The sequence below is a fragment of the Streptomyces sp. NPDC052043 genome (assembly GCF_044548235.1).
Taxonomy (GTDB): Bacteria; Actinomycetota; Actinomycetes; order Streptomycetales; family Streptomycetaceae; genus Streptomyces.
Map to the genome: position 1 here is coordinate 72417 of NZ_JBIUBT010000009.1, position 17434 is coordinate 89850.

Sequence of the window (17434 nt, forward strand, 5' to 3'; positions counted from 1 at the left end):
CACCGTGCTCCGGAACACGCTACGTCGCCGCATGATTCCCGGCCAGGGAGGGCCCCGTTCATGACCGACCCGGAACACCTCCGGAACCGGCCGGAGACCACCCGAGTGTCCGTCAGCCGATCGGGAACCCGGTGTAGCCCTCGGCGAGGTCGGTCTCGGCGGCCCGGCAGGAGCCGATCCGGTCCAGCCGGGCCAGTTGAAGCCGTCCCTCGAAGGCGGTGGCGTCCGGATCGGCGTGCAGCATCGTCGTCATGTCGTAGCTGAAGCGCTCGGCCTGCCAGACACGCCGCAGGCAGGTCTGCGAGTAGGCGTCGAGGAGTTCGGCGGACCCCGTCTCCTTCTCGTGGACGAGCGCCCGCGCGAAGGTCGCGACGTCGCCGACGGCGAGGTTCAGTCCCTTGGCCCCGGTCGGCGGCACGATGTGGGCGGCGTCCCCGGCCAGGAACAGGCGGCCGTGACGCATGGGTTCGTGGACGTAGGAGCGCATCGGGGTCACCGACTTCTGGGTGATCGGCCCACGGTTCAGGGTCCAGTCGCCGTCGGTCTCGAGCCTCCGGTCGAGCTCGTCCCAGATCTCCTCGTCGCTCCACGCCTGCGCGTCGGTGTCCGCGGGCACCTGGAGGTAGAGGCGGGAGACGGACGGGGAGCGCATGGACAGCAGGGCGAACCCGCGGTCGTGGCGGGCGTAGACCAGCTCGTCGTGCGAGGGGGCCACGTCGGCGAGGATGCCGAGCCAGCCGAAGGGGTACGTCCGCTCGAACACCTGGGAGAGCGAGGCCGGGACGGCCTTGCGGGCCACACCCCAGAAGCCGTCGCACCCGACGACGTAGTCGCACTCCAGGACGTCCTCGCGCCCCTGGTGGCGGAACCGGATGGAGGGGCGGTCGCTCTCCGCCCCCTGCACGGCCAGCGCCTCCGCCTCGAACAGCAACGGGCCGCCCTCCTGGAGCTGCAGGGCGATGAGGTCCTTGCAGACCTCGGTCTGGGCGTAGACCATCACCGACCGGCCGCCGGTGAGCGCGGGGAAGTCGACGCGGTGCCGACGCCGGTCGAAGCGCAGCTCGATCCCGTCGTGCCGCAGCCCCTCGCGGTCCATCCGCTCCCCGGCCCCGGCCGCGCGCAGCACGTCCACGGTGCCCTGCTCCAGGATCCCGGCCCGCTGCCGGTGCTCGACGTAGGCGCGGTCGCGGCTCTCCAGGACGACCGAGTCGATCCCGGCGTTGTGGAGCAGCCGGGCCAGGAGCAGGCCGGCCGGTCCGGCTCCGATGATGCCGACGGTGGTGCGCATCGGTCGTTCCCTTCGGGGTGGGTGGCTGAGCGTCCCGCTTGTTCGTCTGGTGAAATTTCTTTCACTATGATGTGCCCCTGAGTTTCCGTCCGGACGCACCCGATGTCAATGGTTGTCCGCGTCGACGAGAGTTCACGTCAGGGAAAGCGCTCGTGCACAGAAGCGCGGCGGCGAGGGATGAGGGGCACGCGGGGCCGGGGACGCGGGGAGTCTGCTCCGACCCGCCCACCGAGAGGCGCGGCCCTGTGCGCAGCGCGTTCCCGCGCCCCCGAGGGGCGACCGCGGCCGCACGGCGTATCCGCCGGTCGGACCGTGTGCACGTGGTGGTGCCCGGAGCCGGACTTGAACCGGCACGCCCGCGAAGGGGCAGCGAGGTTTAAGCTCGCCGTGTCTGCTTTCCACCATCCGGGCAGGCCATGGGCTCCGCGCTGCGGCTCCGACCCTATCGGGACCCCTTGCCCGAACAGCGGGCGGGTGGATTCATGTTGTCTTATTTTATTGGTAACTGAGGGAGCATCAGCACGCGGGGGTGGCCATCGGTACTTGCCAACAGCCTTGCGGGTGAGCGCCGGGCGCGCACCTGGAATGACGGAATTTCACCGTCCGAACCGGGGGGATCGACCCGTTTTCCCGGCCGGGCCGGAAGGGCGCAGCTCAGGGCCGCCCTCCTCCCCGGGTTCAGGGCCGTCCTCCTCCCCAGGTTCAGGGACGGCCCTCCTCCCCAGGTATGACGCGCGCGGCCCCGGTCCGACCCCAGTCGGCCCCCGGAACGAGCGCAGCGGGTGACTGCGCGGGCCCGATCGGAGGCGACGATGGTCTACGTCCCGCGAACGTCGTCGTCCCGTCAGGAGCACCCACCCGTGACCACCTCTTCCATCGCCGGCCGGACCACCGCCGTGGCCGCGCGTGCCACGGATCTGTCGAAGATCTACGGACAGGGCGAGACCCAGGTGGTCGCCCTCGACCGGGTCTCCGTCGAATTCCGCCAGGCCGAGTTCACCGCGATCATGGGCCCCTCCGGGTCCGGCAAGTCCACGCTGATGCACTGCGTGGCGGGCCTGGACACGTTCTCCTCCGGTTCGGTGCGCATCGGTGACACCGAACTCGGTGCCCTCAAGGACAAGCAGCTCACCCGGTTGCGCCGGGACAAGATCGGCTTCATCTTCCAGGCGTTCAACCTGCTGCCGACGCTCACGGCCCTGGAGAACATCACCCTTCCGATGGACATCGCCGGGCGCAAGCCGGACCAGAAGTGGCTCGACTCCGTGATCGGGATGGTCGGGCTCAGCGACCGGCTGGGCCACCGGCCCTCCCAGCTGTCGGGCGGTCAGCAGCAGCGCGTCGCCGTCGCCCGGGCGCTGGCCGCCAAGCCGGAGATCATCTTCGGTGACGAGCCCACCGGAAACCTCGACTCGCGCGCCGGGGCCGAGGTGCTCGGCTTCCTGCGCAACTCCGTGCGCGAGATGGGCCAGACGGTGGTGATGGTGACCCACGACCCGGTGGCCGCGGCGTACGCGGACCGGGTGGTGTTCCTCGCGGACGGACGGATCGTGGACGAGGTGCACGAGCCGACGGCGGACGCGGTCCTCGACCTCATGCGGCGCCTTCCCGGGGGGAGCGCCCGGACCTCCTCCCCCGACGCCCAGAGCAGCTGATCCCCCGCCTGCCTCCCCCCACCTCCCACCCCCTGGACTGAGACGAACCCATGTTCCGCACCGCCTTGCGCACCGTACTCGCGCACAAGGCCCGGCTCCTCATGACCGTGCTCGCCGTGATGCTCGGCGTCGCCTTCGTGTCGGGGACCCTGGTCTTCACCAACACCATCTCGGACGCGTTCCAGAAGAGTTCCGCCAAGGGCTTCGACCATGTCGACGTGGCCGTGCAGTCCAAGTTCCAGCAGGGCAAGGGCGACCGGGTCGGCAGGCGGCCCGAGCTGACCCAGACGCAGCTGGACGAGAGCGCCCGCGTGCCCGGCGCCGGCTCCGTCATCGGCGTCGTGCACGGCTTCACCGCGATCGCCGACAAGCACGGCAAGCTGATCGGCGGCGGCTTCCAGTCCCGGGGCGGCAACTACTGGGGCACGAAGGACCCCCGGTACCCGCTGAAAGCCGGAACCGCCCCGCACGGCGAGGACCAGGTCCTCATCGACTCCGAGACCGCACGGCGCGCCGGGTACAAGGTCGGCGACACCATCCGCGTCTCCGTCGACGGCCCCGTCCTCACGCCCACCGTCGTCGGCATCTTCACCACCGACGACGGCAACGTCGCGGCCGGCGGCAGCCTCGCCCTGTTCGACACGGCGACCGCCCAGAAGCTGTTCGGCAAGCCGGGCACGTACGACGAGATCGACGTGCAGGCGAAGGCGGGCACCAGCCAGGCGGCGCTGAAGGCGCAGCTGGACCGGGCGCTGCCGAAGGGGACGACCGAGACGACCACCGCCAAGAACCTCGCCGACGACCAGGCGCGGATGATCTCGGACTCGATGAGCGGACTGCGTCAGGGCCTGCTGGTCTTCGCCGGCATCGCGCTGTTCGTCGGGACCTTCATCATCGCCAACACCTTCACCATGCTGGTCGCCCAGCGCACCAAGGAGCTGGCGCTGCTGCGCGCGGTCGGCGCCTCCCGCCGGCAGGTCACCCGGTCCGTGCTGATCGAGGCGTTCCTGGTGGGCGTGGTGGCCGCCGTGATCGGTCTGGTCGCGGGCATCGGCATCGGCGCCGGGCTGAAGTCCCTGCTGGGCTCGATGGGCGCCACCGTGCCCGACGGGCCGCTGGTCGTCACGCCCGGCACCGTCGTCGCCGCCCTCGCGGTCGGCGTCCTCGTGACCATGCTGGCCGCGTGGCTGCCCGGCCGCCGGGCCGCCAAGATCCCGCCGGTGGCGGCGATGAGCAGCCTGCACGCGCAGGCGACCACCAAGTCGCTGGTGCTGCGCAACACCATCGGAGCCCTGTTCTCGGCCGCCGGTGTCGTCACGGTGCTGATGGCCACGACGATGGACGACATCGACTCCGCCCAGGCGCCCATGGGCATCGGCGCGGTGCTGTTGATCATCGGCGTGTTCATCCTGACCCCGCTGCTGTCCCGTCCGCTGATCGCCGCCGCGGCCCCCGTCCTGCGCGTCTTCGGCGTCTCCGGCAAGCTGGCCCGGCAGAACTCGGTGCGCAACCCGCGCCGTACGGCGGCCACCGCGTCCGCCCTGATGATCGGCCTGACCCTCATCACCGGCATGACGGTGATGGCGGGCAGCCTCCAGCACGCGATCGACAAGATGGCCTCGTCCGCGATCCGCGCCGACTACGTGGTGTCGATGGCGAACGGCACCTTCCTCTCCCCGGACGTCGACAGCAAGCTGCGCGACACCGAGGGCGTGACGGCCACCAGCCCGCTGCGCAACGCGCCCTCCCGCATCGACGGCCAGACCGAGTTCCTGACCGGGGTGAACGGCAAGGCGATCGGCAAGCTGACCGACCTCCGGGTCGACGAGGGCTCCTTCACGGTCGGCGGCACGAAGGTCGTCGTGGACAACAAGACCGCCACGTCGCACGGCTGGAAGGCCGGTTCGGTCTTCACCGCCTCCTTCGAGGACGGGAAGAAGCAGCGCCTGACCGTCGCCGGGGTCTACGAGGGCAACCAGATGATCCGCGGGATCATGCTGGACAACGCCACCCTCACGCCGCACCAGGCCCGCCCGAACGACATGCAGGTCATGGTCAAGACCTCCGACGGGGCGTCCGAAGCGACCAAGGACCGTCTGGTGAAGGCCCTCGGCTCCAACCCGGCGATCAGCATCCAGGACAAGAAGGACATCTCCAACGGCATCGCGCAGGTGTTCACCCTGATGCTGAACCTGCTCTACGGCCTGCTCGCCATGGCGGTGATCGTCGCGGTCCTCGGAGTCATCAACACCCTGGCCATGTCGGTGTTCGAGCGCTCCCAGGAGATCGGCATGCTCCGTGCCATCGGCCTGGACCGCAAGGGCATCAAGCGGATGGTCCGCCTGGAGTCCCTGGTGATCTCCCTGTTCGGCGGCGTCCTCGGCATCGGGCTCGGCGTGTTCTTCGGCTGGGCGGCCGGTGAGCTGATCGGCTCCAGCCTGTCGACGTACGCGCTGATCCTGCCCTGGTCGCGGCTGGTCGTCTTCCTGCTGCTCGCGGCGGTGGTCGGCGTACTGGCGGCGCTGTGGCCGGCCCGGCGCGCGGCGCGGCTGAACATGCTCCAGGCCATCAAGTCCGAGTAGCCGCGCCTCGGCGGCCGCTACGCCGAAGGGGCCCGTTCCATGACGGAACGGGCCCCTTCGGCATGTGCGCCGGGCAGCGGGCGCCCGGCGCTGGGAGGCGGGGCGCTAGGCGGCGGGCGCCGGGCGCGGGGCGGCGGGCGTACCCCAGGTGCGGGCCCGCAGCGGCATCCCCGAGTCACCGGATTCGGGGGTCCGCACGGCCAGCACCTGGTTGACACCGATGCGGTTGCGTTCGAAGGCGAGCGCGGAGGCCGCCATGTACAGGCGCCAGACACGGGCGCGGCCGGGGCTGGTGAGACGGACCGCCCGGTTCCAGTCCGCCTCCAGGTTGGCCACCCAGCGGCGCAGGGTGAGCGCGTAGTGCTCGCGGAGCGCCTCCACGTCGCGCACCTCGAAACCGGCCCGCTCCAACTGGGTGACGGTGGTGCCCACGGGCGCGAGCTCGCCGTCCGGGAACACATAGGCGTCGATGAACTCGTCCACGTGGTAGGTCGATTCGTCACGCTGCGGACGACGGCCGATCTGGTGGTTGAGCAGCCGCCCGCCGGGCTTCAGCAGGGCGCGCAGATCACGCGCGTACTCCAGGTAGGGTTCGGCGCCGACGTGTTCGGCCATACCGATGGAGGAGATCGCGTCGTAGGGGCCGTCGTCCACGTCCCGGTAGTCCTGGACGCGGATCTCCACCCGGTCGGTGAGCCCCTCCTCGGCGACGCGCTTGCGGGCGTACGCCGCCTGCTCCTGGGACAGGGTGACGCCGACGACGCCCGCACCGTGCTCGCGGGCCGCGTGGATGGCCATGGATCCCCAGCCGCAGCCGACGTCGAGGAGGCGCTGACCGGGTTTCAGGTCCAGTTTGCGCGAGACGAGTTCGAGCTTGTCGTGCTGGGCCTGTTCGAGGGTGGCGCGGGGCTCGGGGGCCGGCCAGTACGCGCAGGAGTACACCATCGAGGGGCCGAGGACGAGCTCGTAGAAGTCGTTGCCGACGTCGTAGTGGTGGCTGATGGCGTGCTTGTCGCGGCGCCTGGTGTGCAGGGGGCCGCGGCGCCTGCGGACCTCCTCGAGGGGCGGGGCGGGCGGCAACGGCGGGCCGGCCAGCTTCACCAGGCCGCGCACGGCGGCGCGGGCGTCCGGGTCGCGCAGCGTCCGGCCGAGGCCGCGGGCGTCCTCGCCGCGCTCCCAGATCAGGCCCGAGAGCAGGTCCAGGGCGGTGTAGAGGTCGCCCTCGACGGTCAGGTCGCCGGCCACCCAGGCACGGGCCAGGCCCAGTTCGCCCGGCTTGAACAGCAACCGCCGCAGGGCCCGGCGATTGCGTACGACGAGCTTCGGTGCGTCCGGTGGCCCCGCCTCGGAACCGTCCCAGGCGCGGACGCGTACGGGAAGCGGGGTCTCCAGCAGCTGTTCGAGGAGTCGTGTGAGCCGCAGCGCGGCATCGGGCATGGTGCACACCTCCATGACGACGAACGCCGGTATGTCATCCACCACGTAAACACCGGGACGCGCCCGGCGCAGTCCCGCAACGGAGTTACGACTGGGCAAACTCCGCCGTTCCACCGCAACGGCGCTGCCTCACGCCCACCGGAACGCCGAAGGACCTCCCGCACCACGGATGGCGGGAGGTCCCTCGGTTGGTTCGTCGGACCGGGAGGTCAGGAGGCCTTGGCCTTCTCCTCGGTCTTGCTCGCGGCGGGCACCGGCGCGGGCTTGGCGGCCTCGTAGAACTCCTCGCGGGGGTTCTCCATGGCGCCGAGGGAGACGACCTCGCGCTTGAGGAACATGCCGAGGGTCCAGTCGGCGAAGATGCGGATCTTGCGGTTCCAGGTCGGCATGGCCATACCGTGGTAGCCACGGTGCATGTACCAGGCGAGACGTCCCTTGAGCTTGATCTTCATCTTGCCCATGACGATCATCGCGACGCCCTTGTGCAGACCGAGGCCCGCGACCGCGCCCTTGTTGGCGTGCTCGTAGTCCGTCTGCGGGAAGCCCCGCATCTGGGAGATCACGTTGTCGCCGAGGACCTTGGCCTGGCGCAGCGCGTGCTGGGCGTTCGGCGGGCACCAGGCGTTCTCGTTGCCCGCCCGGCGGCCGACGAGGTCGGGCACCTGCGCGTTGTCACCGGCGGCCCAGATGTAGTCCGTGCCCTGCACCTGGAGGGTGGGCGCGCAGTCGACGTGGCCGCGCGGTCCGAGCGGCAGGCCGAAGCGGGACAGCACCGGGTTGGGCTTGACGCCCGCGGTCCACACGATGGTGTTGGAGTCGACCTCGAGGCCGTTCTTGAGCACCACGTGGCCGTCGACGCAGGAGTCCATGGACGTGGAGAGGTAGACCTCCACACCGCGGCCCTCGAGGTGCTCCCGGCCGTACTGGCCGAGCTTCGGGCCGACCTCGGGGAGGATCTTGTCGGCGGCGTCGACGAGGATGAAGCGCATGTCCTCGCGGGACACGTTGTTGTAGTACTTGGCCGCGTCGCGGGCCATGTCCTCGACCTCACCGATGGTCTCGGCGCCGGCGAAGCCACCGCCGATGAAGACGAAGGTGAGCGCCTTGCGGCGGATCTCCTCGTCGGTGGTGGAGTCGGCCTTGTCGAGCTGCTCCAGGACGTGGTTGCGCAGTCCGATGGACTCCTCGATGCCCTTCATACCGATGCCCTGCTCGGCGAGCCCCGGGATCGGGAAGGTACGGGACACCGCGCCCATCGCGATGACCAGGTAGTCGAAGGGCAGCTCGTACGCCTCGCCGACCAGCGGGGCGACCGTGGCGACCTTGCGGTCCTGGTCGATGGTGGTGACCCGGCCGGTGAGGACCTCCGCCTTGGGCAGCACGCGTCGCAGCGGGACGACGACGTGCCGGGGGGAGATGCTGCCGGCTGCGGCTTCGGGGAGGAAGGGCTGGTAGGTCATGTACGAACGGGGGTCGACGACCGTGACGGTCGCCTCTCCGTAGCGCATCTTCTTGAGGATGCGCCGAGCTGCGTACAGGCCTACGTACCCACCGCCTACTACGAGGATCCTGGGACGCTCCGTGGTGCTCATGGCATCGAGTATCCACCTGCCCCAGGGGGGTCGCTCGTGCGCCCCTTCACAAGGTTGGGCAGACCCTGTGCTAAACTCCGCGCCCCCGTTCGGCGGGCTCCGGCGGCGACAGTCGCCCGCCGTCCGGTTCGGACCGTTGTCAAGGCCGCGTGAGCTGCTCGTCTGACCGAAGAAGGTCCCCGCCGAAGGGGCCCTGCGACCCCTCCGAGGCCCCTTCCAGGCGCTCACCCGAGCACGGTTTTCCCCCTGCTGAGACCCCGAAAGGGCCCCCGGAGGCCCTTTCGGCCCTTGACAGGGCCGAATTCCTTGTGAAGAAGTTCACGAAGTTTTCCTGGCGGAGCGTCACCGAGGGGCGTCGACGGGCCGCTCGGTGACGCTCACACGGTATCCCGACTGCTCAACCGTAGGCTACTGGCCAGTAGATCCGGCGGGGGCGGGCCTACGCCACGGACCACGCGATGCCGTCGAGGATGTCGTGTTCGCTGACGACGACCTCGTGTGCGCCGATGCGCTCCATGACGGCCAGCAGGACCAGGGCGCCCGCGCCGATGACGTCGACACGGCCCGGGTGCATGGACGGGATCGCCGCGCGCTCGGCGTGCGTGGAGCGCAGCAGGTGGTCGCTGATCTCGCGGACGCGGTCGCGGGAGACGCGGGAGTGGTGGATGGCCGCCGAGTCGTAGGCGGGCAGGTCCTGCGCGATCGCCGACACCGTCGTCACCGAGCCGGCCAGGCCCACCAGGGTGCGCGCCTCGCGCAGCGGGACCGTCTCCTCGGCGAGGTCGAGCGCGGCCTCGACATCGGCCCGTACGGCGGCGATCTGCTCCTCGGTCGGCGGGTCCGTGACCACCCCGTCCCGCACCAGGTGACGCTCCGTCATGCGGACGCAGCCCACGTCCACCGAGCGCGCCGCGCGGACGTGGTCGTCGCCCACGACGAACTCCGTCGAGCCGCCGCCGATGTCCACCACCAGGAAGGGCCGGGCGAGGTCCGCACGGCCCGCCAGCTCCTTCGTCGCCCCCGTGAAGGAGAACTCCGCCTCCTGGTCACCGGAGATCACCTCGGGCTCGACGCCGAGGATGTCCAGCACCCCACGCACGAACTCGTCCCGGTTCTCGGCGTCCCGGGAGGCGGAGGTGGCCACGAAACGCAACCGCTCGGCGCCGTGCTCCTTGATGGCCTCGGCGTACTCCCGGCAGGCCGCGAAGGTCCGCTCCAGCGCCTCGGGGGCGAGCCGGCCGGTGCGGTCCACGCCCTGGCCGAGCCGCACGATGGTCATGCGCCGGTCCAGCTCGTGCAGTTCGCCGGTCGCCGGGTCGGCGTCCGCGACCAGCAGGCGGATGGAGTTCGTGCCGCAGTCGACGGCCGCGACCCGGGTCATGCGCCGCCCTCCTCGGCGTCGGCGGGACCGGCGGCCGTCACGCACGGGCCCTTGCGCCACCACTCGGGCAGCATCGCGATCGCCTCGTCCCCGAGCGGGTTCACGCCCGGCCCGGCGGCCAGCGAGTGGGCGACCAGGACGTGCAGGCACTTCACCCGGTCCGGCATGCCGCCCGCGCTGGGGAAGCCCGTCAGCTCCTCGATCTCGTCCCGGCGCCGGATGTAGTCCTCGTGCGCGGCCCGGTAGGCGGCCGCCAGCTCCGGGTCGGTGGCCAGCCGCTCCGTCATCTCCTTCATCACGCCGTCGGCCTCCAGCGTGCCGATGGCCGAGGCGGCGCGCGGGCACGTCAGGTAGTACAGCGTGGGGAAGGGCGTGCCGTCGGGCAGCCGGGGGGCCGTCTCCACGACGTCGGGCTGCCCGCAGGGGCAGCGGTGCGCGATCGCGCGCAGCCCGCGCGGCGGCCGCCCGAGCTGCTGCTTGAAGGCCTCGACGTCCGCCTCGGTGGGCTCGGTGCGCTCAGTGGGCGGCGGTGGGGTTTCCATGCCTTGCGTACATCTCTCTGTCGGTTCACTGGTCGGAGGCGTCGGACTTGTCGACTCCGTCCCAGACGTTGGCGTACCAGGGGCGGCGGGCCGACCCCCGGTCGGCGCGGGACTGGTCGGCCGGGCCCGGGTCGACCACGACGTAGCCGGTCTCGCCGGGCTTCACGTAGTGCAGTCGCCGCCGGATCTGCTGTTCGGCGTAGGCGTCGTCCTGCCAGCGTGCCTTGAGGTCGCGCAGTTGTTCCACCCGCTGCTGGGCCTGCCGCTTCTGCCGTTGCAGATCGGCGATGTCGGCGCGCTGGGAGACGTACTGCCGCATCGGGTACGCCAGGGCGACCACCATCGAGCACAGCACCAGCGCGAGCAGCGCCGCGCGGCCGGTGAGGCGGGAGCGGCGGGCCTGGCGCCGGGACTGCGAACGGTAGACACGGGCCGCGGTCTGCTCACCGAGCAACCTGAGCCTGGTCGTGGTGGAGAACCGGTCCCGGTCCTTGACCGCCATCGTCCCGCTCCTCCCGTTCGTGCCCGTGCACAGACGTGCGTACGTCCCCGGACACGGTACGGGACCGGGTACGGGGACGTACGTGCGACTGGCGAAGCCTTACGCTTTGCGGCTCAGCCGCCGGAACAGCTCAGCCCTTGCTGTGCCTACTGGTCCGCGGAGCGGAACCTGGGGAAGGCCGAACGGCCGGCGTACACCGCGGCGTCGTCGAGGATCTCCTCGATGCGCAGCAGCTGGTTGTACTTGGCGACGCGCTCGGAGCGGGCCGGGGCGCCGGTCTTGATCTGGCCGCAGTTGGTGGCGACGGCCAGGTCGGCGATCGTGACGTCCTCGGTCTCGCCGGAGCGGTGGGACATCATGCACTTGAAGCCGTTGCGCTGGGCCAGCTCGACGGCGTCCAGGGTCTCGGTGAGCGAACCGATCTGGTTCACCTTCACGAGCAGCGCGTTGGCGGCGCCCTCCTCGATACCGCGGGCGAGGCGCTCGGGGTTGGTGACGAAGAGGTCGTCGCCGACGAGCTGGACCTTGTCGCCGAGCTTGTCGGTGATGACCTTCCAGCCGGCCCAGTCGTCCTCGAACAGCGGGTCCTCGATGGAGACGAGCGGGTAGGCCGCGACGAGCTCCTCGTAGTACTCCGTCATCTCGGCGGCGGAGCGCTCCTTGCCCTCGAAGAGGTACTTGCCGTCCTTGTAGAACTCGGAGGCGGCGACGTCGAGCGCGAGGGCGATCTGCTCGCCGGGGGCGTAGCCGGCTTCCTTGACCGCCTCGAGGATGAGGTCGAGGGCCTCGCGGTTGGAGCCGAGGTTCGGGGCGAAGCCGCCCTCGTCGCCGAGGCCGGTGGACAGGCCCTTGCTCTTCAGGACCTTCTTCAGGGTGTGGTAGACCTCGGTGCCCCACCGCAGGGCCTCGGAGAAGGACTCCGCGCCGATCGGGGCGATCATGAACTCCTGGATGTCCACGTTGGAGTCGGCGTGCGAGCCGCCGTTCAGGATGTTCATCATCGGCACCGGCAGCAGGTGCGCGTTGGGACCGCCCAGGTAGCGGAAGAGGGGCAGGTCCGAAGCCTCGGAGGCGGCGTGGGCGACGGCGAGGGAGACGCCGAGGATGGCGTTGGCGCCCAGCGAGCCCTTGTTGTCGGTGGCGTCCAGGTCGAACATGGCCTGGTCGATCAGGCGCTGCTCGGTGGCGTCGTAGCCGACCAGCTCGGGGCCGATCTGCTCGATGACGGCCAGGACGGCCTTCTCGACGCCCTTGCCCTGGTAGCGGTTGGGGTCGCCGTCACGGAGCTCGATGGCCTCGAAGGCGCCGGTGGAGGCGCCGGAGGGGACGGCGGCACGACCGGTGCTGCCGTCGTCGAGGCCGACCTCGACCTCGACCGTGGGGTTGCCTCGGGAGTCCAGGATTTCCCGGGCTACGACGACGTCGATGGACGGCACGAGCATCTCCTTCTGGGATGTGACGCTGGAAGTGCGGGGCGTGAGCCTTGCGACTAGAGCCTAACCGTCCCGGGGCGGCGACCGGCCGACCGACCGCCTCCTGGACAGGGTGACGGTACCCATTGTTCCCGCTCGGAACAAAGGGGAGGGGAAGGTTCGGGAACGACCCGGCGGCCAGGAGGCGAAAATCCCCGCCCCGGCGCGTAGGGGGGAACACGCCGGGGCGGGGAGTCCATGGGGGCGGGACGGGCCCTTACTTGAGGTGGAGCTGCTGGCCCGGGTAGATGAGGTCGGCGTTGTCGACGATGTCCTTGTTCAGCTCGAACAGCTTCTGCCAGCCGCCCTGGACCCGGTGGGTCGCGGCGATGGAGCTGAGGGTGTCGCCGGAGACCACCTTGTACTCGCCGTCGCCCTTCTCGACCTTCTTGCCGGTGGGCGTGGTGACGGTCTTGGCCGGGGCCGGACGCGTCGCGGAGCGGTTGGCGGCCTGCTGCTCGGTCGAGCGAGTGTCACCGCTCTTGGCGGAGCCGCCGTTCGACGACGAGGAGGACGACGAGGCCGACGACGAGGCCGACGAGGAGGACGGGGCCGCGGGGGCGCTGCCGGTGTAGGCGGCGCCGGACAGGCCCTTGCCGCAGACCGGCCAGGCGCCCTTGCCCTGGCCCGCGAGGACCTTCTCGGCGACGGCTATCTGCTGCGATTTGGAGGCCAGGTCGGCGCGCGACGCGTAGGCGGTGCCGCCGTACGCGGCCCAGGTGGAGTTGGTGAACTGGAGGCCGCCGTAGAAGCCGTTGCCGGTGTTGATGGACCAGTTGCCGCCGGACTCGCACTGGGCGACCGCGTCCCACTCGGAGGCGGTGGCGGCGGAGGCCTGGCCGACCGCCATCAGCGGAGCGGCGACGGCGGCGCCGGCGACACCGGCGAGCGCGACGACACGGGTGGCCCTGGATGTACGACGGTGCTTGCCCTTGCTGGAGAACAGCATGGAAGGATCCCCTCACCGACGCCTGCGAGGTGAGCTGTCGGGTTCGGGCCGGATGAGTTGCCCGGCCGTGCCTCTCGCGTGAGGCACGGCTCCACCCCTAGCCGCTCCGGTCAACTGCCCGGCGCGGCACTTACCTTGGGTCCCCCGCTCCTGCCCACGGCGCTTGACGCGACGACTGTTCCCGTGCGGCCGCTGGCAGGATTCGGCGTTGCGGCAGCCGGGGCTCGCGGTGACGAGCGGTCATGACCGTAGGCATGCGCTCCGCCGAATTCCAAAGACGATCAGGGCTTCTGAGACTCATCCCACACTTTCGTCGAATGGGACATTCGGCACGAAGTGTGACGTGAACTCCCGCTAGTTTTGGGGTGTTTCGGCAGGGACAATCAGGGTCTGACCGGCGGCGATGTGGTTCGGGTCGGACCCGATCGCCCGCTTGTTCGCGGCATACAGCGCGTCCCATCCACCCTGGACGCCGAGGGAGTCGGCGATGGACTCGAGCGAGTCGCCGGAGCGGACGGTGTAGGAGTCGGCGACGCGGGCGGCGTGGCGGCCGGAGGACGCCACGGCGTGCCCGCCGACCGACTCCTCGACGGCACTGCCGCCGCGATGCCGTCCGGAACCGAGCGCTCCCGTGTCGACGAGGGCCGAAGTGCCGCCGGCCTGCCACGACTTGTCCGTGTCGCCCGTCTCCGGCGCGAACGAGGGCGAGGCGTCGGGCGACCGGGACCCGCTTGCCGTGACATCGGGAGACGTGTCGGACTTGCCCGGCTTGCCCTTCTTGGCGGGCGAGGACGGCGAGGGGGAGGACGCGCTGGGCGAGGCGGACGGCGAGCCGGAGGGGTCGACCGACGCGGGGTCGGTGTCCGAGGAGCCGTGCGAGCCGGACGAGTCGGCGGAATCGGTCGACCCGGTCGACGCCTCCGACGAGTCGGTCAGACCGAGGTCGTCCGTGATGGAGTTTCGGGAGGAGTCGGAAGAGCCGGACGAATCACCCACGCCGGTGTCGACCTTCGCCGCCCCGGACTTCTTGCTGAGCCCGGAGAGCAGCCCGCACGTCGGCCAGGCACCGGGGCCCTTGTCGGCGAGCAGCTTCTCCGCCACGGCTATCTGCTGGGACCGGCTGGCCTGGTCGGCGCTCGAGGCGTAGTCGAGACCGCCGTACTTCTCCCAGTCGTCCTGCGTCAGTTGCAGGCCGCCGTAGAAGCCGTTGCCGGTGTTGGCGCTCCAGGCGCCGCCGCTCTCGCACTTGGCCACCTTGTTCCACGCGTGGCCGTCGGCCGCGCTGGCGGCGCCGGCGCCGATCAGCGGGATGGCGATGGCGGATCCGGTCACTCCGGCGGCGACGAGGAGGGCCGGGGCCTGACGGGGCCGACGGTGACGGCCGTTCCCGGAGAGCATACGGAGACCTTTCGTGCGACAGCGTTGACCGGCGCGACGACCGGGGCTCGGTGCCACGCCGATGGGTGAAAGTATCGGCTGACGATCGCTTGTCACAAGTTCATGCCGCACAGATCACATGAAGATCACACAGTTGAGCATGTGTCATCTTCACGGCCGTCAGCGGGTAGACGCCGTGCGGCGGCAGGCGCCTTTTCCGGCCTTGTCCGACTTCCCTCCGACTTACCGACCGGGGGTGAACCGCACCGGCAGCGTCCGCAGTCCGCGCATGATGAGCCCACCGCGCCAGCGCAAGTCGGCCGGATCCGTGTCCAGTTGAAGGTCGGGAAGCCGGGTGAGAAGGGTGGCCAGCGCGGTCTGGCCCTCCAGACGGGCGAGCGGTGCGCCGAGGCAGTAGTGGACGCCGTGTCCATAGCCGAGGTGCTGATTGTCACGCCGCGCGAGATCCAGGACGTCGGGCCCGGCGAACTTCTCCGGGTCCCGGTCGGCGGCGGCGAGGACGACGAGGACCGGATCGCCGGGGGCGATGTCCTGCCCGCCGAGGGTGAGCGGCCCGGTGGCGTAGCGCCAGGTGGCGAGCTCCACCGGTCCGTCGTAGCGCAGGAGTTCCTCCACGCCCGTCTCCAGCAGGCCGTCGTCCCCCTCGGCGAGGGACCGCTGGAGCAGGTCCCGCTGCTCGGGATGGGTGAGCAGGGCGTAGGTGCCGTTGCCGATGAGGTTGACGGTGGTCTCGAAACCGGCGAACAGGAGGATGAAGGCCATGGCGGCGGCCTCGTTCTCGGTGAGGTGCTCGCCGTGGTCGGAGGCGCGGATGAGGGCGGAGATGAGGTCCTCGCCGGGGGCGGGCTCGGCCGGGAGCGCCTCGCGCTTGCGGTGGATGAGCTCGGCGAGGTAGCCGCGCATCTTCTTCACCGAGCGGGCGACCCCGCCGCGCGGGCCCTTGCCGTGGCGCTGGGGGTCCGGGGACTCGCCCCCGGGAAGATGCAGCATCATGCCCGCCCAGTCGCGGAAGTCGTCCTGGTCCTCGCGGGGGACGCCGAGCAGGTCGCAGATGGCGTAGATGGGCAGCGGGAAGGCGAACTCGTGGATGAGGTCGGCGGTGCCGCGCTCGGCGAACCCGTCGATGAGTCCGTCGGCCAGCTCCTGCACACGCGGGGCGAACTCGGCGACGCGACGCGGGGTGAACGCCTTGCTGACCAGTCGGCGCAGCCGGGTGTGGTCCGGCGGGTCGATGTTCAGCAGGTGGGTCATCAGCTCGGCCTTGCGCTCGCCGGGGATGCCGGTCCTGCCCTTGGCGTGCGCGGGCCCGGCGTGGTGCGCCGGGTTCTTGCTCAGCCGCTGGTCGGCCAGGGCCTGCCTGGCGTCCGCGTACCGGGTGACCAGCCAGGCCTCGACTCCGCTGGGCAGACGGGTCCTGTGCACGGGGGCGTGCTCACGGAGCCAGGCGTAGGCCGGATAGGGGTCGCTCGCGAACTCCCAGGTGAACAGAGTGGGTGGCTGGTCGTGCATACGGCCGACCCTAGCGTCGGCCCGTCCGCGCGGTGGAGCCGCGTGCCGATGCCGCCCGGTGCCCCTCGGGCCTTCAGCCGCGCTCCGTCCTGACGATCGCGTCCCGGTACGCGCGCGCCGCCGCGCGCAGCGCCGCCTCCGGGTCGACGCCCTCCGCCTCGGCGCGGGCGGCCAGGGCCAGCAGCTCGTACCCGTAGCCCTCGCTCTGCGGGAGGGGGACCTCCAGGCCCGCGGTGCGGACCCGGGAGGCCAGCTTGGCGGCGAGGGCGAGGCCGGGCTGGCCGAGGGGGACGCCCTCGGTCACGGAGGTGCGCTGCTTCTCCTCGGCCTTGGTGCGCAGCCAGTGCTCCTTGACCTCTTCCGGGGTGGTGGCGGTCTCGTCGCCGAAGACGTGCGGGTGGCGGTGGATCAGCTTGGCGACGATGGTGCCGGCCACGTCGTCGATGGAGAACGGCTCCTCGGGGTCCTCCTCGGCAATCCGGGAGTGGAAGACCACCTGGAGCAGGACGTCGCCCAGTTCCTCGCGCAGTTCCTCGCGGTCGCCGTCCTCGATCGCCTCGACCAGTTCGTACGCCTCCTCGATGCCGTACTTGGCCAGGCCCTTGTGGGTCTGCCGCGACGACCAGGGGCACTCGGCGCGGATGCGGTCCATGACCTGGACGAGGTCGAGCAGGCGGGCGCCGGGCAGGTCGTAGGAGGCGGGCAGCAGCTCCAGCTCCGGCATGTTCACACGGCCGGAGCCGGCCAGGCGGGCCAGTCCGTCGGTCAGGGCGGGCTCGCCCTCGCCGGTGGCCACGACGACGACCGTACGCCCGCCGGCGCACGCGTCCACCAGTTCCTCGGCGGTCGGTGCCGCCTCGTCCACGGCTATGCCGGCCTCGCGCAGATACGGCAGCTGCGGATGGGCGCCGTCCGCGCACAGCACCCGGTCGGCCGCCCGCAGCGCCTGCCAGGAGGGCCAGGACAGCAGCCCGGGGGCGACCCGGTGGCTGGTGGTGAGCAGGACGATCCGGCCCGTGGCCGCTGCGGAGGTGGTCGCGCTGGTGGTGTTCACGGTCCGAACGTAACGCACACCGACGACGTCACCCCGGGTTGTCCACAGGCCGGGGGCCGGTCCCCCGGCCCGG

The 17434-nt window shown here is 71.0% G+C and carries 13 protein-coding genes, 1 tRNA gene and 1 riboswitch; of the genes, 2 read left to right on the forward strand and 12 right to left on the reverse strand.

The genetic code is table 11. The annotated features are described in order from the left end of the window. Positions 1-112: 112 nt before the first annotated feature. Both ACIHCX_RS22720 and ACIHCX_RS22725 read right to left on the reverse strand, forming a co-directional pair. On the reverse strand, positions 113-1288 hold the full coding sequence (locus tag ACIHCX_RS22720; protein ID WP_400032202.1) for a 4-hydroxybenzoate 3-monooxygenase: 1176 nt from the start codon (positions 1286-1288) through the stop codon (positions 113-115). 324 nt (positions 1289-1612) lie between these two features. After that, positions 1613-1699: transfer RNA gene (locus tag ACIHCX_RS22725), tRNA-Leu, on the reverse strand. A 449-nt stretch (positions 1700-2148) separates the two neighbouring features. Between ACIHCX_RS22725 and ACIHCX_RS22730 the strand changes: the two genes are divergently transcribed. After that, a complete protein-coding gene (locus tag ACIHCX_RS22730) occupies positions 2149-2943 on the forward strand; it encodes an ABC transporter ATP-binding protein (protein ID WP_400032204.1) in 795 nt (264 codons plus the stop codon). Between the two features lie 50 nt (positions 2944-2993). Next, complete coding sequence (locus ACIHCX_RS22735; protein ID WP_400032206.1) at positions 2994-5525, forward strand: ABC transporter permease; 2532 nt, start codon at positions 2994-2996, stop codon at positions 5523-5525. A 105-nt stretch (positions 5526-5630) separates the two neighbouring features. Here ACIHCX_RS22735 and ACIHCX_RS22740 read toward each other — a convergent pair whose 3' ends face one another. The 10 genes from ACIHCX_RS22740 to ACIHCX_RS22785 form a co-directional block, all read right to left on the reverse strand. Further along, positions 5631-6962, reverse strand: coding sequence for a class I SAM-dependent methyltransferase (locus ACIHCX_RS22740; protein ID WP_400032737.1), 1332 nt, complete (start codon positions 6960-6962; stop codon positions 5631-5633). 209 nt (positions 6963-7171) lie between these two features. Beyond that, on the reverse strand, positions 7172-8554 hold the full coding sequence (locus ACIHCX_RS22745; protein ID WP_400032208.1) for an NAD(P)/FAD-dependent oxidoreductase: 1383 nt from the start codon (positions 8552-8554) through the stop codon (positions 7172-7174). A gap of 439 nt (positions 8555-8993) precedes the next feature. Continuing rightward, on the reverse strand, positions 8994-9935 hold the full coding sequence (locus ACIHCX_RS22750; RefSeq protein WP_400032210.1) for an exopolyphosphatase: 942 nt from the start codon (positions 9933-9935) through the stop codon (positions 8994-8996). Continuing rightward, positions 9932-10477: a DUF501 domain-containing protein gene (locus ACIHCX_RS22755; protein ID WP_400032212.1), complete on the reverse strand. Its 546-nt coding sequence runs from the start codon at positions 10475-10477 to the stop codon at positions 9932-9934. The genes ACIHCX_RS22750 and ACIHCX_RS22755 overlap by 4 nt, the downstream gene beginning before the upstream one ends. A 25-nt stretch (positions 10478-10502) precedes the next feature. Further along, entirely contained in the window at positions 10503-10979 is a 477-nt protein-coding gene (locus ACIHCX_RS22760; protein WP_400032214.1) for a septum formation initiator family protein, read from the reverse strand. A 146-nt stretch (positions 10980-11125) separates the two neighbouring features. Beyond that, the gene (gene eno / locus ACIHCX_RS22765) at positions 11126-12421 is read right to left on the reverse strand and encodes a phosphopyruvate hydratase (protein WP_400032216.1); all 1296 of its coding nucleotides are present in this window, start codon (positions 12419-12421) and stop codon (positions 11126-11128) included. A gap of 247 nt (positions 12422-12668) precedes the next feature. Continuing rightward, a complete protein-coding gene (locus ACIHCX_RS22770; protein WP_400032218.1) occupies positions 12669-13400 on the reverse strand; it encodes a transglycosylase family protein in 732 nt (243 codons plus the stop codon). Between the two features lie 4 nt (positions 13401-13404). Then, positions 13405-13572: riboswitch (cyclic di-AMP (ydaO/yuaA leader) on the reverse strand. Positions 13573-13754: 182 nt separating this feature from the next. Beyond that, a complete protein-coding gene (locus tag ACIHCX_RS22775; protein ID WP_400032220.1) occupies positions 13755-14798 on the reverse strand; it encodes a transglycosylase family protein in 1044 nt (347 codons plus the stop codon). 222 nt (positions 14799-15020) lie between these two features. Next, positions 15021-16307, reverse strand: coding sequence for a cytochrome P450 (locus tag ACIHCX_RS22780; RefSeq protein WP_400032222.1), 1287 nt, complete (start codon positions 16305-16307; stop codon positions 15021-15023). 73 nt (positions 16308-16380) lie between these two features. Further along, positions 16381-17361: a nucleoside triphosphate pyrophosphohydrolase gene (locus ACIHCX_RS22785; protein WP_400032224.1), complete on the reverse strand. Its 981-nt coding sequence runs from the start codon at positions 17359-17361 to the stop codon at positions 16381-16383. Between the last annotated feature and the right edge of the window lie 73 nt (positions 17362-17434).